The organism is Novosphingobium sp. KA1 (assembly GCF_017309955.1).
GTDB lineage: Bacteria > Pseudomonadota > Alphaproteobacteria > Sphingomonadales > Sphingomonadaceae > Novosphingobium.
The window spans coordinates 3,230,854-3,252,269 of sequence record NZ_CP021247.1 but is presented as its reverse complement, the minus strand read 5'-3'; the positions used below and the strand labels follow the sequence as shown (position 1 = coordinate 3,252,269).

Below are 21,416 nucleotides of genomic sequence, written 5' to 3'. Positions count from 1 at the left end.
GATTGCCGGATACAGTCCCGTGGAGAGGAGAAGGAATCATGGCCGAGGCCATCTATCCCGTGCCTGCAGAATGGGCCCAGAACGCCCTGATCGATGAGGCCCGGTACCAGCAGATGTACGAGCGCTCGATCGCCGATCCCGATGGGTTCTGGCGTGAGGAAGGCCAGCGGATCGACTGGATCAAGCCGTTCAGCGTGGTCAAGCAGACCAGCTTCCACGAGGCGGATTTCGGCATCTCGTGGTTTACCGACGGCACACTGAATCTCTCCGCCAATTGCCTCGATCGCCATCTGGCCGAGCGCGGCGATGCCATCGCCATCCTGTGGGAACCGGACGATCCGAAGAACCCGGAACGCCGGATTACCTACCGCGAGCTGCACGAGGCGGTCTGCCGCTTTGCCAATCTTCTGAAGGCCCGCGGCGTCAAGCGGGGCGAGCGTGTCACCATCTATCTGCCGATGGTACCCGAAGCCGCGGTCGCCATGCTGGCCTGCGCGCGTATCGGTGCGATCCACTCGATCGTCTTTGCCGGCTTCTCGCCCGATGCCCTGGCCGGCCGCATCCAGGACTGCGACAGCCGGATTGTCCTCACCAGCGACGAAGGTCTGCGCGGCGGCAAGAAGGTGCCGCTCAAGGCCAATGTCGACGAGGCGCTCAAGGCTTGCCCGGGTGTCGACAGCGTGATCGTGCTCAGCCACACCGGCGCCGACGTGCCGATGGTGGACGGCCGCGACATCGACTGGGCTTCCGCGGTCGCCGCCCAGCCTGCGGACTGCCTGCCCGAGGAAATGAGCGCGGAAGACCCGCTGTTCATCCTTTACACCTCGGGCTCCACCGGCAAGCCCAAGGGCGTGCTCCATACCACCGGCGGCTATGCGGTATGGGCCTCGATGACGCACGAATACGTCTTCGATTATCGCCCTGGCCAGATCTACTGGTGCGCCGCCGACATCGGCTGGGTGACCGGACATTCCTACGTTGTCTATGGCCCGCTGATGAACGGGGCGACCACGGTGATGTTCGAGGGGGTGCCCAACTTCCCCGACGCCAGCCGCTTCTGGCAGGTGGTCGACAAGTTCCAGGTCGAGATCTTCTACGGCGCGCCCACGGCCCTGCGCGCACTGATGCGCGAAGGCGACGATTTCGTGAAGAAGACCAGCCGCAAGAGCCTGCGCCTCCTGGGGTCGGTCGGTGAGCCGATCAATCCCGAAGCCTGGTCCTGGTATCACGAGGTCGTCGGTGAAGGGCGCTGCCCGATCGTCGACACCTGGTGGCAGACCGAGACCGGCGGCGCCATGATCACCCCGCTGCCCGGTGCCACCGCGCTCAAGCCCGGTTCGGCCAGCAAGCCGATGTTTGGCGTGAAGCCGATGCTGCTCGATAACGAGGGCGGCGTGCTTGAAGGGGCAACCGACGGCTGCCTGGTGATAGCGGACAGCTGGCCGGGACAGATGCGGACCGTCTGGGGCGATCACGAACGCTTCTTCCAGACCTATTTCTCGACGTTCGCGGGTTACTACTTCACTGGCGACGGCTGCCGCCGCGACGAGGACGGGTACTACTGGATCACCGGCCGTATCGACGACGTCATCAACGTCTCGGGGCACCGCATGGGTACGGCCGAGATCGAATCGGCGCTGGTCGCCCATCATGCCGTGGCCGAGGCAGCGGTCGTCGGCATGCCGCACGAGATCAAGGGGCAGGGCATCTATGCCTTTGTCACCTGCAACGCCGAAATCGAACCGGATGAGGCGCTGCGCAAGGAACTGGTCCAGTGGGTCCGGCACGAGATCGGCCCGATCGCGACGCCCGACGTCATCCAGTTCGCGCCGGGCCTGCCCAAGACCCGTTCGGGCAAGATCATGCGGCGTATCCTGCGCAAGATCGGCGAGAACGACTTCTCCAACCTTGGCGATACGTCGACCCTGGCCGATCCTTCGGTGGTCGACAACCTGATCGCCAATCGTCCCCAGCCTGCAACGGCGTGAGCCGTGCGGGCTGGCGCCCTTCGAAAGCCGTGATATTGCGGTGACATGACCCGCACCGTACTCATCGCCGATGATCATCCGCTCTATCGCCAGGCCCTTGCCCTGGCGGTGGGGCAGGTGGCGCCCGATGCCATGGTGGTGGAAGCAGGGACCCTAGCCGAAGCGGCCCGCCTGGCGTCGGAGCGAGAGGGGCTGGCGCTGGTGTTGCTCGATCTCAAGATGCCGGGGGCCGTGGGCTTTTCCGGCATTGCCCTTATCCATGCAGAGCGTCCCGAAGTGCCGATCCTGGTCGTGTCCAGCGCCGAGGGGGCGTCCGCCGCCGATGAGGCACGGGCGTTCGGTGCCATCGGTTTCCTGCGCAAGGACAACGATCTTTCGACCATCGAAGCCGCCGTCGCCACGGCGTTGGGCGGACGAACGCCCGCTGCTGTCACGACCAGCGATGCCGAACTCGATCCGATCCGACGCGAGGTGGCCAATCTTACGCCGATGCAACTCAAGGTCCTGCTGGCCGTGCTCGACGGCCAGCTCAACAAGCAGATCGCCTATACCCTCGGCATCAGCGAGGCGACCGTGAAGGCGCACATGACGGCAGTGATGAAAAAGCTGGATGTGCGAAATCGCACTCAGGCGGCGCTTGTTGCCCGCTCACTGGGCCTTCATCTCCAGCACTGAACCTGGGGTAATGCCCGCCAGGAAGGCTTCGATTCGCGCCGGGTCGACGGGCTTGGCATAGACCGGCACGCCCAGTGCATCGGCCTTGATCCGCAGTTCCGGGAATGTCTCCGCCGTCAGGATGGCCGCTGGGAGGTCCGGCCGATGGCTGCGCAGACGTGCGATCAGCGTGAGGCCGTCTTCCCCGCGATCGAGCCGATAGTCTGCCAGCACGACATCGATCCGCTCCGCCATGGCTTGTGCGTCGGCGATGTTCGATGCGCCGAAAGCCGCGTGCCCAAGATGCGCTACCAGTGCCGAGGTCGCCTCGACGATCAGCGGTTCGTTGTCGACGATGAGCACCGAAAGCCGATGTGCGGGAATGATACTCGCGGCATGTTGCACGTCGAATGTGGGGTTTGGCGCCGGCGCGCTGGCCATGGCAGGCAGAAGAAGGCTGAAGCGGCTGCCACGCCCTTCATGAGAAGCGACCTCGATCTGTCCTCCCAGCAGGCGCACGATCCTGTCCACCAGAGCAAGCCCGAGCCCGTGCCCTTCAGTATCCACCGTGCCCAGGCGGGTGAATTCGCTGAACACGGCATCGCGCTGGGCCTCGGGTATGCCCACGCCGGTGTCGATCACGTCGATACGCAGCCGGTCCCCCCGTCGCCGCACACCGATCAGGACGCCGCCATGCCGGGTGTAGCGAAGCGCGTTGGAAAGGAAATTTTGCATAACCGAGCGCAGCAGCCCGGGGTCGGTCTCGACATGGCCGGTCAGCGGGCCGATCTTCAGATTCAGCCCCTTGGCGTCCGCCATTGGACGAAAACTTTCGGCCATGTCGGCAAGAAATGCGCTCAGGTCGACCGGTTCGGGGCTAGGCGTGACACCGCCTGCATCGAGGCGGGAGATGTCCAGTAGTGCACGCAGCAGTTCCTCCGCGGCGATGATGGCATTGTCCACCCGCATCACCAGAGGCTTCTCTCCCTCCTGCGCCGAGCGGCCGAGCGCAGCGGTGAACAGCCGGGCGGCGTGGAGGGGCTGCAGAAGGTCGTGGCTGGCGGCGGCAAGAAATCGCGTCTTGTCCTGCGTCGCGCGGGCGAGCAGGCGGTTGGCCTCGGTCAGTTCGCGGGTGCGATCCTCGACCCGATGTTCCAGTTCCTCCAGCGTGCGTTCGAGTTCGTCTCGCACCCGCGCTTCCTCGGTCATGTCGGTGAACGACATGACATAGCCGCCGCCTGGCATCGGCCCGCCCACGGTCTTGATGACGCGGCCGTCGTTGCGGCGGCGTTCGAAGCTGTGGATGCTGCCCGCGCGCAGGTGATCCAGACGGCGCGCGATCTTCATCTCGATATCCTCGGTGCCGAAATCACCGCGCTGGGCATTGTGGCGGATCAAGGCCTCGATCGGGGCGCCGACGCGCAGCAGGTCGGCGGGATAATCGAAGAATTCCTCGTAGCGGGCGTTCCAGGCGATCAGGTTGAGTTCGGCATCGACGACGCTGATCCCTGCGTCGATGTTCTCGAAAGTCGATGCCAGGAGCTGGCGGGAAAACCGCAGAGATCGGCCGCCCTGATCGAGCAAGCGGGTAACATCGTCGAGCGCCATATGCCCGCTCGCCAGGGCCGACGCCATGAGCGCGCGGGCGGACGAGGCCCCGACAACCCCGGCAATCAGGTCCTGGGCCTGCCGCGCAGCACTCTGGGTCACCGGCGCTGCGTGCAGTGTCTGCGGGAACTCCCTCAGCGCGCGATCCTCGCCCACGAATCCGGCGACCAGCTGGCTGAGTTCGCCAAGGTTGGAAACACGGCGCTGCACGGCAAAGAGGCGTGGCAGCGCCGGCCCCGGCATCTTGCGGGCGGCAACGGCTGCGTGAACCAGCAAATTGGCGCCAAGGCTCCATGTCACGCCGTGGACCAATGGGCTGGCCTGCCCGAGCCCAAACAGGCGCATGGGGTCAAGCACGGTCCCTTGCAGCATTGCCAGCCACTCTGGTGGGAGGATGGGGGGCAGGGCGAGGGTGTAGCACCAGAACGTCAGGCCGGTGACAAGACTGGCGCGGGCGGCCAGCGGGTCGCGGCCCCGTCCGGTCGTGGCCAGCAGCAAATGCGGAGTGAACTGGGCCATGGCGGCAAAGGCGACGAGCCCCATCGACGCCAGCGACTGCTCTCGGCCGATCAGCAGGGCAAAGGCGAGCGCAAGCAGCATGATCCCGGCGATCGAGAGGCGGCGCAGCACCAGCATGCGCTCACCGATCGCGCCCGCGGCTGCCGAAGGATGGCGCAGCACGGCTCCAGCGAACAGGTCGTTGGAGACCATGGTGGCCAGTGCCGTGCTGTCGACTACCGCCATCGATGCCGCGGCGCCGATGCCGCCGAGCAGGGCGGCTGCGAGCACCAGCTGCGAACCGGCCACGGCAGGCAGTTGCAGCACGAACAGGTCCGGTCGCGTCGCTGGCGGCAGGAGCGAAAGGCCTGCCAGCGCTATGGGCAAGGCCATCAGTGCCATGACCAGGATATAGGCGGCCAGTCCGAACCTGGCGCGCACGAGATCGTCGGATTTTTGCGCTTCGACCAGCCCCATGTAGAACTGGCGCGGGAGCGCGACGACGGCAAAGATCGAGATAAGCAGAATGACCGCGAATTCGAGATCGATCCCACGCGGCGAGAACGCTGCGCCAAACCGCGCGAGGCCCCGCGTCATCCATTCCGACGGCGCTGAAAAGACCAACCATGCCGCCATTCCCGCGACAAGCAGGAGGGCGCCTAGCTTGATCACGGAATCGACGCCGATCGCGTAGAGCAGCCCCTCGCTTCGCCCCGCAAGTTCGAAGCGCCTTGCCCCGAACAAGACGGCAAAAAGCACAAGAAGCGCCGCACCTGCCACCATGGCCGGCGTCATGACGTCATGACCGGATACGATCGAAAGGGCGCTGCCGATGGAGCGAAGTTGCAAGGCTAGGTAGGGAATCGACCCGAGCAAAGCGATCAACGTGACCAGTCGCGCCACCGCGCTGTCGTGACCGAAGCGCGCCGCTATGAAGTCGGATACCGTGGTTGCGCGCTCCTCGGCTACCGCTTCGGCAAGACGTTTAAGGAACCGAGGCGCAAAAAGCAGCAGGAGCAAGGGACCGAGATAGATGGGCAAATAGCCCCATCCGCCCCGCACCGCGCTACCGACGGCGCCATAGAACGTCCAACTGGTGCAGTAGACACCCAGTGCCAGCGTATAGGCACCGTGGCGCAAAGCGGGCCATCGCCGGAGGGCACGGCCGCGCCGTTCGACAAAGGCGGCAACCGTAAAGAGCAGCACGATCAGTGCCAGGGCAATCGATATGCACGCAATGAGGCTCATGACAGGAAGGCCCGCAAGTTCACGCCGCATACGCCTTCCGGCAACTGCCAGAGGTTCCCAGTCACTCGGGCAGCCTCCCCGTCACGTTTCCCAAACTGGACGGTAGCAACCTTGGTGGCGGAGCGGTACCTGTATCGTCAGGAATTCAAGCTGGAACAGGCTATGGCGGAAGAGGTGGGATTCGAACCCACGGATAGGTTGCCCCATCGACGGTTTTCAAGACCGTTGCCTTAAACCACTCGGCCACTCTTCCAAGCAGGATTGCTGCTGCGGGCAACGCGCATAGAGCAAAGCTGACAGCATGCAAGAGCAGTCGTTGCACTGTGGACAGATTGGGACGGAGTGCAGCCGGCATGCGGTGACTGTCCACGGTTGATGCCGCCGGGGCATTTGCATCGGCGCTGCATTGTGCAAGATTTGGCGGCGATGACTTTTTCCTCGAAGCTTCGTTTTCTGCGCCTTCCCATCCTTGCCGCAGCCGCGACTGCCGCGCCGATCGTGCCGGCTCATGCCCAGGCCGTTATCCAGAGCGTCGCCCCTCAGGGTTTCGATGCCTATTTGCAGACGGTCGCCGCGAGGGCACGGCGCGAAGGTGTCAGCGAACCGACGATCGCAAAGGTGCTAACCGGCTTGACGCCCAATCAGCGCGTGGTCGAACTGGACAGCGCACAGCCCAACCGCAGCAGTTCGCCGCCGCCGATCGCCCCCTATATCGCCAAGCATGTAGGCTCGAGCATCATCGCCCGCGGTCGGGATCGCTATGCCCAGAATGCGTCCATTCTGCCTGCCATCGAGCAGCGTTATGGTGTGCCGGCCAAAATGCTGTTTGCCATCTGGGGGCATGAGACCAATTTCGGCAGCTATGTCGGCGATTTCGATCTGGCGCGTTCGCTGGCAACGCTTGCCTGGGAAGGGCGGCGGCGGCAGTTGTTCGAGAACGAGCTGATCGAACTGATGAAGATGGTCGATCAGGGGGTGCCTACCTACAAGCTCAAGGGCAGCTGGGCAGGGGCCTTTGGCTATCCGCAGTTCCTTCCCAGCGTCTACCTGCGCCTTGCCGCAGACGGCGACGGCAATGGTACGCGTGACATTTTTTCCAGCCCGGCGGACACACTGGCGTCGATCGCGAACTATTTTCGTGATGCGGGCTGGCGGCCGGGCCAACCCTGGGGCGTGCGCGCCTCGCTCCCTGCGAGTTTTTCGGCCAGCGACTATGCGTCCAAACTGTCGGCACCGACCTGCGCTGCGGTCCACGCCCGGCATGGCCAGTGGAAAAGCGTGGCGGAATGGCGGGCGCTCGGCGTGACGCCGCTGGGACCGATTGGGGATCAGGTGCAGGCCTCGCTGTTCCAGCCCGACGGTCCTGGAACTTCGGCCTATCTGTTAACCGGGAATTATCGGGTCATCCTCCAGTACAACTGCTCGAACTACTACGCCTTGTCGGTGGGGTTGCTTGCAGATGAGATTGCCCGTTAACCATGTGCTGCCAATTGCAGCGCTGATTGTCCTCGTTGCCTCGCCGCTCGCGGCGAAAGAGCGTGGGGCGCCCGTTGTCGCACCGGCAGCAAGCGGACCTGCTGCCGATTATCCGGTGGTAGTGGGGGAGCCGTTTACGGTCGCTGGCACGACCTGGACACCGGCCGACCAGCTTAATTACGACGCCGTAGGCTATGCCACGACGGGGGAGGGCAAGGGCGTGACTGCCGCGCACAAGACGCTGCCCTTGCCAAGCTATGCGGAAGTGACCGCGCTTGGCACCGGCCGCACCATCCTTGTGCGCATCGAGCGCAGGGGCCCCATGGTCAACGACAGTCTCGTCGAACTCTCCGGCGATGCCGCTGCCCAGCTTGGTGTCACGCCAGGCTCGCACACCCCGATCCGGATCCGGCGCGTCAACCCGCCCGAGGCGGAGCGGGCCCTGCTGCGCAGCGGCACGCGCGCGCCGGAACGCATGGCCACGCCCGAAGGCCTGCTTGGCGTGCTCCGCCGCAAGCTTGCCGAGCAGTCGCCGTTGCTGCCGCCGCCTTCGACGCCGCCCAGAATGCCGACGACGCTGCCCCTGCCTTTGCCCACGCCTCAGGATGGTCCCGTTAGTGCGCCCGCGCCGACGCCAAATCCTGTGCCAAGAGCGACGACTGCCGCACTACAGCCCCCCATCCGCACTGCGCCGCCCGCAGCGAAGCCAACCGAAAAGCCGACTGCGAAACCGGCAATGGCATCTGCTCCTTCCACCAGCGCCCCGCGCAAGGATGGCTCCTTCGTTCAGGTCGGGGCATTTTCCGTCGAAGCCAACGCACGAAAGGTGGCCGCGCAGCTGGGCGGCTCCGTGAGCAAGGCAGGCAAGCTCTGGCGTGTCCGGCTCGGTCCATTCCAGGCGGATACGCAAGCTGCGGCCGCGCTGCGCAAGGCGCAATCGGCAGGCTACAAGGACGCCAGGATCCCGCGCGGGGACTGATCGCCGGGTCCAGGGCAGGTCCGCTCCTTCGCAAACAGTGCACAAGCTGCCGCAGCGCTGGAGCGGACACCGCGCGCGCGGTATAGCCAATCGCGAATCTCGCGCGCCGGCCAATCTGGCGGCGCGCCCCGCACCATCGCACCCCACCGTGAGGGCGCGCCGGGAGAAGTCGCGTCTTGAAGTTCTTTCCTAAGTCCGCCCGTTTCATCACCTCGGCACTGGCTATCGCGCTCGGGGTTCCTGCAAATGCGGCAATTCCGACGCCGCCTGCGGAGTTGCAGGGCATTCCGGTCAGTCTGCTGGTCGATATCGGCTCGGGACAGGTGCTCGTGCAGAATCATCCGGACATTCCGTTCCTGCCGGCTTCCGTCACCAAGGTGATGACGGCATTCGTGGCTTTCGAGGAAATCGACGCGGGGCGCCTGCCGCTCGACCGCCGCTTCGCAGTGCGCCCGGAAACCGCGCGGGAATGGTTTGCCAAGGGTACCTCAATGTACCTGACCGAAAAGGACCAGCCCACCACGACCGACCTCCTTCACGGCATCATGACAGCGTCCGCCAATGACGGCGCGATCGTGCTTGCCCAAGGCTATGCCGGTAGTATTCCTGCGTGGACCGCAAAGATGAATGACGCCGCGCGCCGCCTCGGCATGTCGCGCAGCCACTACAATACGCCCAATGGCTGGATGGACGAGGGACACACTTACGTCACCGCCAGCGATCTTGTCCGTCTTGCCGACGCGATGATCACCCGCCATCCGGCGCTCTATCGAGAATTCTCGGGTGTAAAGCACTACATGTGGCGCGACGTCGCCATGCGCAGCCATGACCCGACAGTGGGGGTGGTTCCCGGTGCCGACGGTATCAAGACCGGTTACACGCGCGAGGCAGGATACAACTTCCTGGGCACCGCAGAACGCGATGGCCGCCGGCTGGTAATGGTGCTGGCAGCATCTCCCCTGCCCAAGCAGCGCGATGCCGCGGCGCGGGCCTTGCTGGAATGGGGCTTCTCCGCGTGGACGTCTCGACACCTGTTCGATCAGGGCCAGCCTGTCGCGCAGGCCGAAGTGCAGGGCGGAACCGACCGCTCGGTGCCGCTGGTCGCCAACCGCGAGGTTCATGCGACCCAGCCTACCGGTGACAATCGCAAGGTTACGCTCGCTGTCCATTACAAGGGGCCGTTGGTGGCACCGATCCGTAAGGGAGACGAAGTCGGAAGCCTCGAAATCAAGGTCGACGGCCTTGCGCCCGGCCGTGTCCCTCTTTATGCCGGGCGCGACGTTGCCGTGGGCGGCCCGCTGGACAGGCTCTGGAACGGCCTTATCAGTCTCTTCGCATGAAACCGGGACGATTCATTGCGCTGGAAGGCGGGGAAGGGGCTGGCAAGTCCACGCAGGCGCGGCTGATTGCCGACGCCTTGCGTGGGCGCGGACTGGAAGTGGTTACCACGCGGGAGCCGGGCGGAACGCCCGGTGCCGAGGCGATCCGCAACCTGCTCCTCCACGCCGAGGGTGAAGGCTGGGGCGCACGCGCCGAGGCGCTGCTGTTCGCGGCCGCCCGCGCCGACCATGTCGAGAAGCTGATCCGTCCGGCACTCGCCCGCGGAGCCTGGGTCATCTGCGATCGCTATCTCGATTCCAGTCGCGCCTACCAGGGCGGCGGCGGTGGGCTGTCGGATGCGGATCTGCGCACTTTGCACGCCATCGGCAGCGAAGGCCTGCTGCCGGACCTCACCCTGCTCATCGAAGTGTCGCCGGAAGTCGCCCGTACCCGCGTAACCCGCCGCGACGTCGACGGAAGCGATCGCATCGGCGGCCGTGAAGCGGCCTATCACGCGCGCGTCAACGCCGCATTTGTCCGGTTTGCGGACGAGGAGCCGAAGCGCTTCATTCGCATTGACGGCAATGGGTCGCCGGAACAGACACGTGCGCTTGCCGTGCAGGCACTCGAACCGCTGCTACCCGAAAGCGCCGGGACGTGAGCGAGGTGCTGCCGTTCGTCGGCCAACGCGAGGCATGGCACGAGTGGCTTGCCGCCATCGGCTCGGAGCGCATGCATCACGCCTGGCTGCTCGCCGGGCAGCGCGGGCTAGGCAAACGGGCCTTCGCGCGTGAAGCGGCGGCGGAACTGGTTCGCCAGCCCGGCCACCCGCGCCCGGATCACGCCTCCCACCCGGATATTCACATCCTCGAGGCATTGCCCGCAAACGACGACGAAGCCAAGAAAAAGGCGGAGGGCAAGCCCTGGCAGGCCAAGCGCAGCATCTCCGTGGACCAGGTGCGCGAGATGATCCGTCGCCTCGCCACCAAGCCCACGTTGGGCGAGCGCCGCGCTATCGTCATCGATCCTGCCGACGAACTGGAGAAAAGCGCGGTCAACGCCTTGCTCAAGGCCTTGGAGGAACCGCCGGCGGGAACGTTTTTCCTGCTGGTCACGCACCAGCCGGGGCGGCTGCTGCCGACTGTCCGATCCCGCTGCCGGGTCCTGCGCTTTTCGGCGCTCAGCGAAGCCGAGCTCGATGAAGTGATCCGGCGGGAGCTGCCGGAATCGGATGCCTCGATCCGCCGCACTGCCATCGAGGCCGCGCAGGGATCGCCCGGGGTTGCGCTGAGCTTTGTCGAGCATGATCTCGCCGGGATCCATCACTTGATGCTGAGGATCCTCCACGAAGGAGACCGTGATTACCACCTTCGCGGGGCCCTCGCTGACGAGATGGGGGCGAGGCCGGCGCGCGGCCGTCAGTTGGCGACGCTGGAACTGGCCCGCACGGTGGTGGCGGGAGAACTGGCTGCGGCTTCGCGGCCCCGGCAACTCGCGCTGATCGAGGCCCATGGCACGCTGATGCAGATATCCGCACAGGCACCGACCTACAATTTCGATGCCGGCCTTCTCGTAATGGAAATTGGCGGCTTGCTGGCATCGGCTGCGATGCCTAGAGAGGCGGCTCGCCCGTAAACTCCAGCAAGGAATTGCGACGCCGCATGGCCGAGCCTTATTACGTCACCACCGCCATTTCCTACCCCAACGGCAAGCCGCATATCGGCCATGCCTACGAGGCCATTGCCGCCGACGTCATCGCCCGCCACCGCAAGGCGGAAGGCTTCGACGTGCGGTTCCAGACCGGCACCGACGAGCACGGCCTGAAGATGGCGCAAAAGGCTCGTGACCTCGGCATCACGCCGGCGCAGCTGGCGACAGAAATGTCTCAGCATTTCATTGATATGTGCGCGGCTCTTAACATCGAATACGATGTCTTCATCCGCACCACCGAACCGCGCCATCACGAAGCGACGCAGGAATTGTGGCGCCGGATGGAAGCGAACGGCGACCTCTATCTCGACCGGTATGAAGGCTGGTACTCGGTTCGCGACGAAGCCTATTATGACGAGTCCGAACTGGCCACCGGGGAAGGGGGAGGCAAGCTCTCGCCCCAAGGGACTCCCGTGGAATGGACCGTCGAGGAATCATGGTTCTTCCGCCTGTCGAAGTACCAGGACAAACTGCTCGAGCTTTACAATTCGAGCGACTTCATCCGTCCGGACACCCGCCGCAACGAGATCCAGCGCTTCGTCGAAGGCGGCCTGCGCGATCTTTCGGTTTCGCGTACCAGCTTCGACTGGGGCATCAAGGTGCCGGGCAGCGACAACCACGTCATGTACGTCTGGGTCGACGCGCTGACCAACTACCTCACCGGCCTCGGCTTCCCGGATGAAAGCGGCGACTACGCCAAGTTCTGGCCGGCAGACCTGCACCTGATCGGCAAGGACATCGTCCGCTTCCATACGGTCTATTGGCCGGCGTTCCTGATGAGCGCAGGCCTGCCGCTTCCCAAGCAGGTCTACGGCCACGGCTTCCTGCTCAATCGCGGCCAGAAGGAATCGAAGTCGCTCGGCAACGTGACCGATCCGATCGGCCTTGCCGAGACCTTCGGCGTCGATGCCGTACGCTATTTCCTGCTGCGCGAAGTGGCCTTCGGTCAGGACGGTTCGTGGTCGCCCGAAGCGATTGTCACGCGTGCCAATGCCGAACTCGCCAATAGCTTCGGCAACCTTGCCCAGCGCAGTCTTTCCATGATTTTCAAGAACTTGGATGGGTCAATCAAGGCCGACTTCGAGGAATCTGAAGCTGACAAGGCGCTGTTTGCCGCTGTCGCCGAGGGTATCGCCGGCCTGCGCAAGAGCTTCACCGATCTTGCCTTCAGCGACGGCCTCGAAGCCTGGATGCGCGCCGTCTTCGCGTGCAACCAATATGTCGACGAGCAAGCTCCCTGGACGCTGCGCAAGACCGACCCCGCGCGCATGGAAGTTGTGCTCATGACCTTGTTCCGCGTCGTGCGCGATCTCGCCATCGCGGTGCGTCCGGTCGTGCCCAACTCGATCGACAAGTTGCTTGACCAGATGGGTATCGCCACGGATGCCCGAGGCTACGCGTCGCTGGGCGATGCGGACTGGTTTACCGCACTTGCCGCAAGGGGCTTCAAGGTGGAAAAGCCGGAAGGCGTGTTCCCCCGCCTCGAATTACCCGAGGGTACGGAAGCAACGGCTTGATGTTTATAGATTCGCATTGCCATCTTGAATACGAAGGCCTGGTCGAGGATCAGCAGGGCGTGCTGGATCGCGCCCGCGCTGCCGGGATCAAGGGGTTCCTCAACATCTCGACGCGGCAAAGCGAATGGGATCGCGTGGTCGGCACGGCCGCGCGTATCCCGGACGTATGGGCTTCGGTCGGCATTCATCCCCATGAAGCTGACCAGCATTCCGATCTGGGCGAAGCCGCACTGCTTGAAGCAACACGGCACCCCAAGGTGATCGGCATCGGCGAGACCGGCCTTGATTACTATTACGACAAGTCGGATCGTGAGGTGCAGCAGGCGCTGTTCCGCACGCATATCCAGGTCGGCCGGACCACCGGCCTGCCGCTGATCATCCATACGCGCGATGCGGAAGATGACACCTTCCGCATTCTCGAGGAGGAAATGGGGAAGGGCGCATTCCCGGCACTGATCCACTGCTTTACCGCTAGCGCGGACTTCGGCCGCAAGGTGCTGGACCTGGGCCTCACGATCTCGATCTCGGGCATCGTGACTTTCAAGAACGCGGCTGACTTGCAGGAGGTTGTTAAGACGATTCCTGAAGATCGGCTGCTGGTCGAAACGGACTCTCCTTTCCTTGCCCCGGTCCCGCATCGCGGCAAACGCTGCGAGCCTGCCTATACGGCCGACACCGCGCGTTTCGTCGCGAACCTGCGCGGCGTGAGCGAGCAGGAACTGGCAGAAGTTACGTCGCGCAACTTCTTTGCGCTGTTCACCAAGGCCGATCGAAAGGCCGTTTCGTGAAGGTGGTGATGCTTGGTAGCGGAACCTCGACGGGGGTCCCGCGCCTCGGCGGCGAATTCGGAGCCGATTGGGGGCTTTGCGACCCCAGCGAGCCTAAGAATCGCCGAACCCGCGTATCGATCCTGCTGGAAAGCGATGCCGGAAGCCGCATTCTCGTCGACACGTCGACCGACTTGCGCGCGCAGCTTCTGGCCAACGACATCCACCGCATCGATGCGGTTTTCTGGACCCATGACCATGCGGACCATTGCCATGGCATCGATGACATGCGTCCGCTGCGCTATGGGCGCGCAGGCCCCATACCCGGCTTTGCCAATTCCGAAACGGTCCGGCGCCTCCGGCAGCGCTTCGGCTATGTCTTTGCAGGTCAGTTCGGCTATCCAACCCTGATAAGCCTCGACAATCTTGATACCATGCGGCTGTGCGAAGGTTTCCGTGTCGATCACGTGCAAATGCCGCACGGACCGGCGGAATCCACCGCGTTCAGATTTGATTGCGACGGAAAATCAGTGTGTTACGCGACAGATTTCAGCGAAATTACCGGGGGAATGGTTGACCTCTGTTACGGCGCGGACCTGCTCGTGGTCGACTGCCTTCGCCGCGAACCGCATCCCACGCACGCACATCTCGGCATGGCGCTGGAACTGGCGTCGGTCTGCCGGGTGGGCAAGGCGGTTCTGACCCATCTCGACAAGTCGATGGACTACGCAACACTTTCCGCCGAAGTGCCGGACAATGTGTCGGTAGGTTATGATGGAATGGTGATCGAACCGTGATCAACAGCGCAACGATCGTAGGCATCATTTCCGTGATCGGTGCGCTGATCCTGGTTTCCAGCCATTCGCGCTTTCGGGAGCTTGGCTTTACCAAGGGCATCAAGCTGGCGCTGATCTGGGCACTGATAATCATTGCGTTGACGTTGGTGATCGAAACCCTTGGCATGCGGCTAAGGGGATGACGTCGGATCGTACCGACCGCTCATTTAACATAATACATATTATCAACCTATCAAACCCCAGGTGACCATGACCCCGCACCACCACCAGATCGATCGTCTTCTGGGCATTATGGCGCGACTGCGCGATCCGGTTTCAGGCTGTGAATGGGACCGCGAGCAGGATTTCGTGACGATCGCTCCCTACACGATCGAAGAAGCCTATGAGGTCGCCGACGCTATTGCTCGCGAAGACATGGTCGATCTGCGCGGAGAACTCGGCGACCTGTTGCTTCAGGTCGTTTTTCATGCTCGCATGGCCGAAGAACTGGGCCACTTTGCCTTTGACGATGTCGCTGCCGCAATCTCGGACAAGCTGGAATCACGCCATCCTCACATCTTTGGTGAAGAGACCTCGGGCGATCCACAGACCGAGCGTTGGGAAAAGCTGAAAGCCAAGGAACGCGCGAGCAAGGGCGAAACGAGCGCGGTCGACGGTGTGGCGATCTCCCTGCCGGCGTTGATGCGGGCCGAGAAGCTCCAGAAGCGAGCCGCCCGCGTCGGTTTCGATTGGCCCGATCCCAGCGGTGCTGCGGAAAAGGTTACCGAAGAGATGGCCGAACTCGCAGAGGCTGGCGAGGCAGACCGCCTGGAGGAAGCCGGCGACCTGCTTTTTGCTGCCGTCAACCTGGTCCGCCTCAATGGTATCGCGCCCGAAGACGCCCTGCGCGCCGCCAATGCCAAGTTCGAGCGCCGCTTCCGGTCCATGGAGGCCTTTGCCGCCCGGGATGGACTGGATTTCGCGGCGCTCTCGCTCGATGAACAGGAGGCCTACTGGCAGGCAGTCAAGCGGTCAGAGCGCGCTGAAACGGCCTAGCTCGCGGTCGGCAAGGCGTACCTGCACCCGCAGCAGAGGCCCCTGCTCGTTCTCGCCGGCATCTTCTTCGGACACGACGTCACCCCGCGCATGCAGGAATGCCAGCCGCTGGCCGTCCGCCGCAGGAATGACAAAGCTGTAGAGCTTTGCATCCTCGGTGAGAGACAAGCCCACCGTTTCCAGCAGCGCGTCGCATCCCATGCCGGTGAGCGCGGAAATCGGCACGATCGTCTCGCCAACGCGGTGATCGATTACCTCACGCAGTTCTTCGGCCTGTTCAGGCCCGAGAAGATCCCACTTGTTCCACACCTCGACCATCGGGATCGCGGGCTCGGCCTCCCCTTCTCCGTCCTCGTTCTCGCCGCTGCCAAGCACTCCGAGGTCGGCCAGTACGTCCAGCACTTGCCGCTTCTGTGCTTCAGTGTCGGGGTTGGCGATGTCACGGACGTGCAGGATAAGATCGGCGGCCGTCACTTCCTCCAGGGTCGCACGGAAGGCCGCGACGAGCTGGGTAGGAAGGTCGGAAATGAAGCCGACGGTATCCGAGAGGATCGCCTTTTCGACGCCGGGCAATCGAATTGCCCGCATCGTCGGATCCAGCGTGGCGAACAGGAGATCCTGCGCCATCACCTGAGCGCCTGTCAAATAATTGAAAAGGGTCGATTTCCCTGCGTTCGTATAACCAACAAGCGCGACGATCGGCCAGGGCGCCTTTTCACGCCGGTCGCGGTGCAAGCCGCGTGTCCGGCGGACTTGCTCCAGTTCCCGGCGGATCTTGCCCATGCGATCGCGGATCATGCGGCGGTCCGCCTCGATCTGCGTTTCGCCGGGGCCGCCAAGGAAGCCGAAACCGCCGCGCTGACGCTCAAGGTGCGTCCAGCTGCGCACGAGGCGACCAGCCTGGTAATCGAGGTGCGCGAGTTCGACCTGGAGGCGGCCTTCCGCGGTCGCGGCGCGTTCGCCGAAGATCTCCAGGATCAGTCCGGTACGGTCGATGACCTTGCGCTTGAGCTTTTCCTCGAGATTGCGCTGCTGGATCGCCGACAGGGAGCCGTCGACGATGATCAGTTCTGCCTCGTTCAGCTCGCAGGCGACGCCGATGTTCTGGATCTGGCCTTCGCCGAAGAGCGTGCCGGCGCGCGGCTCGCGGATGGGAATTGCCATGGCTTCGGCCACGACAAGGCCGATCGCGAGGGCGAGCCCTTTCGCTTCTTCAAGACGGGCTTCGGTATCGAGGTCTCCACGACCCCGCATTTGCGGATAGACGACAAGGGCACGCGCGCCGCGCGTGACCTCGCCCTTGAGTTCGTCGTTCAAATCGGTTCAGCTTTGCTCGTCAGTCTTCGTCGATTTCTTCATGCGCCTGAAGGTCGACCGGAGTCACGGGCTGAATCGTCGAAACCGCATGCTTGTAAGCCAGCTGAACGTAGCCTTCGCGTTCCAGCAGCATGCAGAACAGGTCGTAAGCGGCAACACGGCCCTGAAGCATGACGCCATTGATCAGGAACATCGTGACCTGCACACCGGCGTTACGGATGCTGGACAGGAAGACATCCTGAAGAACACGGGTCTTCTTGGTGCTTTCAGCGCCGTTGGAAAACTGACGCGCATCGATCGGCGTCGAGGGCATGATCGTCGAGATCGCATGCTTGTAGACAAGCTGCGACTGACCGTCACGACGCAGGAGGATCGAGAAATTGTCGAACCAGGTCACGATGCCCTGGAGCTTGACGCCCTTCACGAGGAACATCGTGACCGGTGTCTTGTTCTTGCGGAGGAGGTTCAGGAACTGGTCCTGGAGGTTCTGCCCCTTGCTCGCCGAAGTGCCGGCGGCAACCGGAGGTGACGCGGGGTTTTCTTCCGCAGGCGGGGGGGTGGGACGAGGACGCGCGGTCAGCGTACGGCCAGCCATGTTCATGCTCCTTTTTTTGGCGGCCGCTTATGCGGTCCGCGATCTGGCCCTGCCCTGATGACAATGACCGTTCTCGAATCAAAATCTATCGCCTTGCTGCAATGCAGTAAACGCGAAAAATGTAGCAAGACGATGACAGATGCTGAGAGACGCTCCGAATCCCTGAGGTTTCCGCCATTTTGGAGGCCTCAGATTTCCTCGTCGTCAGGCTCGCCCTCGCGCCGCTCGGCCATGCCGAGCAGCTTGAGTTTGCGATGCAGGGCCGAACGCTCCATGCCGATGAACGATGCCGTCTTCGAGATATTGCCCGAGAAACGGCGAATCTGAAGCCGCAGATATTCTCGCTCGAAGGTTTCCCGCGCCTCACGCAGCGGTGCGCTCATCATCACCGAGATTCCGGCCTCGCCGCCGGTGCGATTGGCGAAGATCTCGGGCGGCAGCATGTCTACCTCGATCCGGGCCAGCTTTTCGCGCGGTGCCATGATGACGGTCCGTTCGACCACGTTGCGAAGCTGGCGGACATTGCCTGGCCATTCATAAGCCTGCAGCGCGGTCATTGCCTCGGCGCTGACCTGCGGCGGGGCAATCCCCTGTTCGTTCGCGTAGCGTGCGAAGAAATGATCGATCAGCGATGGAATGTCATCGCGCCTCTCGCGCAGAGCGGGAATGGTGACTGGCACCACGTTGAGGCGATAGAAAAGATCCTCGCGGAAGCGCCGTTCGGCGATCTCCTTTTCGAGATCGCGCGATGTGGAGGATACCACGCGCACATCCACGCGGATCTGGCGGGTGCCGCCGACACGGACAAACGCCTGATCGGTCAACACCCGCAGGATGCGGGCCTGCGTCGATAGCGGCATGTCGGCCACTTCGTCGAAATAGAGTGTCCCGCCGTCGGCCATCTCCAGCAGGCCCGGACGCACGAGTGCCCCTTCGCTTTCTTCGCCGAACAGTTCCTGCTCGAAGCGTTCAGGCGTGATACGCGCCGAATTGACGCTGACAAAAGCGCTGCTTGCGCGCGCACTCCAGGCATGGAGCAACCGCGCGGCCACTTCTTTGCCCGATCCTGCGGGCCCCGTGATCAACAGGCGGCTGCCGGTATTGGCGACTCGCTTCAGCGTCGCGCGAACCTGGTTGATGACGCCGCTGGATCCGGTGAACTCCTCGCCACTGGTGAAATCCGAGCGCAACTGTGCATTTTCGCGGCGCAGCCGCTCCGTTTCGGTTGCGCGCTCGACGAGGTGCAGGAGCTTTTCGGCCTCGAACGGCTTTTCGATAAAGTCCACGGCGCCGCGACTGATGGCCGCAACTGCAGTATCGATATTGCCGTGGCCGGAGAAGATGATCACCGGCAGCCCCGGCTCACGCGCCTTGATCGCGTCGAGCACCTCGAGCCCGTCCATCGGGCTCCCGTGAAGCCACACGTCCAGCAGGACCAGCGAAGGACGGCGCGCATCGACCGCGGCCAACGCAGCGCCGCTGTCCCCTGCTGTGCGGCATTCATAGCCTTCGTCGCTCAACACACCCGCGACCAGTTCGCGGATGTCGCGCTCGTCATCGACAATCAGAATTTCGAGGGCCATGGCATTGTCTTCATCTGGAGGAATATGGAGAGCGATCGAAGGATCGCTGGAGACCTTGTTGGAGGACGCCCTGTCATTCAGCGGCCTCCGCCTTGCGGGCCTGCGCGGTGGGATCGACGGCGAACCGCATGGTCACCGTGGTCCCGCCGCCGAGCGTCGGCAGGAACTGCATTTCGCCGCCATGCTCTTCGATGATCTTGTTGACGATGGCGAGACCGAGGCCGGTCCCCTTCTCGCGCGTGGTCACGTAAGGCTCGATGATGCGTTCGCGGTCCTGCGACAGGCCGATGCCGTTGTCGGCGATCCGCACGAGGATGGCGTCGCTCAGCGCGTCGACAGAGACCGCGATGGCACCGTGATAGTCGTCACCGGCATCCTTGGCCTTGGCCTCGACCGCCTCGACCGCGTTCTTCAGCACGTTGGTCATGGCCTGGCCGAACTGGTGACGGTCGCAGTCGATCGAACCGATGGCCCCGTCGCTGGCAAAGCTGAAGGCGATGTCCGGACGGGCGACTTCCTGCAGGAACAAGGCCTGCCGGGTCAGTGCGACCGGGTCCTCAGGCCGGAAGACCGGCTTGGGCAGACGGGCGAAGGACGAGAACTCGTCGACCATCTTGCGCAGGTCTCCGACCTGGCGGATGATCGTGCGGGTTAGATCCTCGAACAGTTCCGGATTGTCGACGATCTGCTTGCGATAGCGCCGGCTGAGGCGTTCGGTTGCGAGCTGGATCGGAGTCAGTGGGTTCTTGATCTCGTGGGCGATGCGCTGCGCGACATCAGACCAGGCCGCGGTGCGCTGGTCGAGCAACTGGCGGGTGATGTCCTCGAAGGTGATGACATAGCCGGTCGCATCGCGCGTGACCTTGACCGCGAACGTGAGCAGGTCGCCGTGCCGATGATACTGAACAAGCCCGCCGCTGCTTCCCTGCTCGACCAGAGCGGCGAACTGCGCGGCCACATCGGCCAGCGGAGTGCCTTCCGGCACCTGCTCCAGCGTGGTGAGCAGCTTGAGCGCGGTGCTGTTCATCAGGAGGATGTAGCCCTCCTTGTCGAGCGAGATGATACCCGAGGTGACCGATTCCAGCACCGCCTCGATGAAGATACGGCGTTCGTGCAGTTGCCGGTTGGCCCCCAGTAAAGCCTGGGTCTGCTTCTCGATCTGCGCGGTCATCCGGTTGAAGGCACGGTTGAGCAGCCCGATCTCGTCGGTGCCCACCCTTCCCTCCAGACGGAGTGCGAAATTGCCGCTGCCGACCGTACGTGCCGCGTCGACAAGTTCGTAGAGCGGCTTGACCTGCCTGTCCGCAAATCGCAGCGCGAACCAGACAGCCAGCCCCACGAGTGCGAGCGAAGCGATGAACAGCGCGATGTTGAAGCGCAGCTGGAAAACCCGTGCGCGGCTTGTCAGCACTTCGTAGGCCTGGACGATATTCTCGGCGTTTTCGGCGCGTTGTCCCTGGCTCAGGGCAAGCAAGTCGTTGCTGCGCGCCGCGTAGAGATAAATGCCGGCATCCCGCTCGATCGGGACGACCGCCACGATCCGGTTGGCGTCCGAAGTGACGACGTAAGGCTCCTTTTGAAGCCTTTGCTGAACATCCGGTGCGATCCGCTTGGAATCCGATTTCCGGTCCGGATCGACGATGATCGGCGTGCGCTGCTCACCGTCGGGCGTCACCTGGACCAGGGCGGCGACCGAAAGGTTGCGGCGATAGACCTGGTCGCCGAAAAACGCCTGGAATTCGCGGCTACCCACCGGATATTCACCCAGCCAGTCCCGGGTGTCCTGCGCCATGGCCACAGATTCGTAACCGACGTCGCGCTGGGTCTGCTCGTAATAGCCACGCGCCAGCTTGTTGGCGTTTTCCAGCAGGCCGCGCGAGGAATCAGAGAACCAGAACTCCACGCCAGACTGGAACAGCCAGGACGCAAAGACCACCACAAGCAGGGTCGGCACCGCGGCGATCAACGAGAAGATGAACACCATGCGCACATGCATCTGCCCGGTGCCGCCGATATGTTCGGCCGCGCGGCGCAGGGCCATCCGGCGCCCGAACAGCACGAGGATCGCCATGGCCGGCACCAGCGTCCCGACAAGCAGCGTGGCCGTCAGGTTCGAGGGGAGCAGCGTTCGCTTGTCCGCCCCGGTATTGAGCGCCATCCAGGTTGCCGCCGTCATCGCCAGGAAGGCGAGAATGGAGGCGACTTCCATGACCGCAAAGAAATTCGCCCGGCGCGCCCCGATCTGGACACGCCGCCACCAACGCGGCCAAGCGCGCTTGCGGACCCATTGTTCGTTCATCGTGGCCGAGTTACAACGCCAGTGT

The 21,416-nt window shown here is 63.7% G+C and carries 17 protein-coding genes and 1 tRNA gene; 12 read left to right on the top strand and 6 right to left on the bottom strand.

What is annotated here, in order from left to right:
- Positions 1–38: 38 nt before the first annotated feature.
- On the top strand, positions 39–1,988 hold the full coding sequence (gene acs, locus CA833_RS15595; RefSeq protein WP_142633638.1) for an acetate--CoA ligase: 1,950 nt from the start codon (positions 39–41) through the stop codon (positions 1,986–1,988).
- Between the two features lie 45 nt (positions 1,989–2,033).
- On the top strand, positions 2,034–2,663 hold the full coding sequence (locus CA833_RS15590; protein ID WP_207078570.1) for a response regulator transcription factor: 630 nt from the start codon (positions 2,034–2,036) through the stop codon (positions 2,661–2,663).
- Here the strand turns inward: CA833_RS15590 and CA833_RS15585 are convergent.
- Both CA833_RS15585 and CA833_RS15580 read right to left on the bottom strand, forming a co-directional pair.
- Positions 2,637–5,996: a PAS domain-containing hybrid sensor histidine kinase/response regulator gene (locus CA833_RS15585; RefSeq protein ID WP_207078569.1), complete on the bottom strand. Its 3,360-nt coding sequence runs from the start codon at positions 5,994–5,996 to the stop codon at positions 2,637–2,639. The two genes, CA833_RS15590 and CA833_RS15585, sit on opposite strands and share 27 nt — an antisense overlap.
- 163 nt (positions 5,997–6,159) lie before the next feature.
- A tRNA-Ser gene (locus tag CA833_RS15580) sits at positions 6,160–6,249 on the bottom strand.
- A gap of 173 nt (positions 6,250–6,422) precedes the next feature.
- Between CA833_RS15580 and CA833_RS15575 the strand changes: the two genes are divergently transcribed.
- From CA833_RS15575 to mazG, 10 genes are all read left to right on the top strand, one after another.
- Positions 6,423–7,472 carry a lytic transglycosylase domain-containing protein gene (locus tag CA833_RS15575; protein ID WP_207080130.1) on the top strand — a complete coding sequence of 350 codons (1,050 nt, stop codon included), beginning with the start codon at positions 6,423–6,425 and terminating at the stop codon, positions 7,470–7,472.
- Positions 7,456–8,451, top strand: a complete 996-nt coding sequence (locus tag CA833_RS15570) for an SPOR domain-containing protein (RefSeq protein WP_207078568.1) — start codon at positions 7,456–7,458, stop codon at positions 8,449–8,451. The genes CA833_RS15575 and CA833_RS15570 overlap by 17 nt, the downstream gene beginning before the upstream one ends.
- 176 nt (positions 8,452–8,627) lie before the next feature.
- On the top strand, positions 8,628–9,791 hold the full coding sequence (locus CA833_RS15565) for a D-alanyl-D-alanine carboxypeptidase family protein (protein ID WP_207078567.1): 1,164 nt from the start codon (positions 8,628–8,630) through the stop codon (positions 9,789–9,791).
- Positions 9,788–10,432 carry a dTMP kinase gene (tmk, locus tag CA833_RS15560; protein WP_207078566.1) on the top strand — a complete coding sequence of 215 codons (645 nt, stop codon included), beginning with the start codon at positions 9,788–9,790 and terminating at the stop codon, positions 10,430–10,432. The genes CA833_RS15565 and tmk overlap by 4 nt, the downstream gene beginning before the upstream one ends.
- The gene (locus CA833_RS15555) at positions 10,429–11,406 is read left to right on the top strand and encodes a DNA polymerase III subunit delta' (protein ID WP_207078565.1); all 978 of its coding nucleotides are present in this window, start codon (positions 10,429–10,431) and stop codon (positions 11,404–11,406) included. The genes tmk and CA833_RS15555 overlap by 4 nt, the downstream gene beginning before the upstream one ends.
- A gap of 26 nt (positions 11,407–11,432) precedes the next feature.
- Entirely contained in the window at positions 11,433–12,998 is a 1,566-nt protein-coding gene (gene metG, locus CA833_RS15550) for a methionine--tRNA ligase (protein WP_207078564.1), read from the top strand.
- Positions 12,998–13,786, top strand: a complete 789-nt coding sequence (locus CA833_RS15545) for a TatD family hydrolase (protein ID WP_207078563.1) — start codon at positions 12,998–13,000, stop codon at positions 13,784–13,786. The genes metG and CA833_RS15545 overlap by 1 nt, the downstream gene beginning before the upstream one ends.
- Entirely contained in the window at positions 13,783–14,562 is a 780-nt protein-coding gene (locus CA833_RS15540; RefSeq protein WP_142633744.1) for an MBL fold metallo-hydrolase, read from the top strand. The genes CA833_RS15545 and CA833_RS15540 overlap by 4 nt, the downstream gene beginning before the upstream one ends.
- On the top strand, positions 14,559–14,744 hold the full coding sequence (locus CA833_RS15535; protein ID WP_142633746.1) for a hypothetical protein: 186 nt from the start codon (positions 14,559–14,561) through the stop codon (positions 14,742–14,744). Before CA833_RS15540 ends, CA833_RS15535 begins: the two co-directional genes overlap by 4 nt.
- 67 nt (positions 14,745–14,811) lie before the next feature.
- The gene (gene mazG / locus CA833_RS15530; protein ID WP_207080129.1) at positions 14,812–15,597 is read left to right on the top strand and encodes a nucleoside triphosphate pyrophosphohydrolase; all 786 of its coding nucleotides are present in this window, start codon (positions 14,812–14,814) and stop codon (positions 15,595–15,597) included.
- Here mazG and hflX read toward each other — a convergent pair.
- The 4 genes from hflX to CA833_RS15510 form a co-directional block, all read right to left on the bottom strand.
- Complete coding sequence (gene hflX, locus CA833_RS15525; protein WP_207078562.1) at positions 15,574–16,914, bottom strand: GTPase HflX; 1,341 nt, start codon at positions 16,912–16,914, stop codon at positions 15,574–15,576. The two genes, mazG and hflX, sit on opposite strands and share 24 nt — an antisense overlap.
- Before the next feature lie 19 nt (positions 16,915–16,933).
- Entirely contained in the window at positions 16,934–17,509 is a 576-nt protein-coding gene (hfq, locus tag CA833_RS15520) for an RNA chaperone Hfq (RefSeq protein WP_207078561.1), read from the bottom strand.
- Between the two features lie 188 nt (positions 17,510–17,697).
- Positions 17,698–19,092, bottom strand: coding sequence for a sigma-54 dependent transcriptional regulator (locus CA833_RS15515; protein WP_142633750.1), 1,395 nt, complete (start codon positions 19,090–19,092; stop codon positions 17,698–17,700).
- 73 nt (positions 19,093–19,165) lie between these two features.
- Positions 19,166–21,391 (bottom strand): ATP-binding protein, encoded by a 2,226-nt coding sequence (locus tag CA833_RS15510; RefSeq protein WP_142633753.1) that lies wholly within the window; start codon positions 21,389–21,391, stop codon positions 19,166–19,168.
- Positions 21,392–21,416: the final 25 nt, after the last annotated feature.

Excerpts from the sequence above, each read along its gene's own strand:
- acs (WP_142633638.1), top strand. The coding sequence starts at position 39 with ATGGCCGAGGCCATCTATCCCGTGCCTGCAGAATGGGCCCAGAACGCC.
- CA833_RS15590 (WP_207078570.1), top strand. The coding sequence starts at position 2,034 with ATGACCCGCACCGTACTCATCGCCGATGATCATCCGCTCTATCGCCAG.
- CA833_RS15585 (WP_207078569.1), bottom strand. The coding sequence starts at position 5,996 with ATGAGCCTCATTGCGTGCATATCGATTGCCCTGGCACTGATCGTGCTG.
- CA833_RS15575 (WP_207080130.1), top strand. The coding sequence starts at position 6,423 with ATGACTTTTTCCTCGAAGCTTCGTTTTCTGCGCCTTCCCATCCTTGCC.
- CA833_RS15570 (WP_207078568.1), top strand. The coding sequence starts at position 7,456 with ATGAGATTGCCCGTTAACCATGTGCTGCCAATTGCAGCGCTGATTGTC.
- tmk (WP_207078566.1), top strand. The coding sequence starts at position 9,788 with ATGAAACCGGGACGATTCATTGCGCTGGAAGGCGGGGAAGGGGCTGGC.
- metG (WP_207078564.1), top strand. The coding sequence starts at position 11,433 with ATGGCCGAGCCTTATTACGTCACCACCGCCATTTCCTACCCCAACGGC.
- CA833_RS15545 (WP_207078563.1), top strand. The coding sequence starts at position 12,998 with ATGTTTATAGATTCGCATTGCCATCTTGAATACGAAGGCCTGGTCGAG.
- mazG (WP_207080129.1), top strand. The coding sequence starts at position 14,812 with ATGACCCCGCACCACCACCAGATCGATCGTCTTCTGGGCATTATGGCG.
- hfq (WP_207078561.1), bottom strand. The coding sequence starts at position 17,509 with ATGGCTGGCCGTACGCTGACCGCGCGTCCTCGTCCCACCCCCCCGCCT.
- CA833_RS15515 (WP_142633750.1), bottom strand. The coding sequence starts at position 19,092 with ATGGCCCTCGAAATTCTGATTGTCGATGACGAGCGCGACATCCGCGAA.
- CA833_RS15510 (WP_142633753.1), bottom strand. The coding sequence starts at position 21,391 with ATGAACGAACAATGGGTCCGCAAGCGCGCTTGGCCGCGTTGGTGGCGG.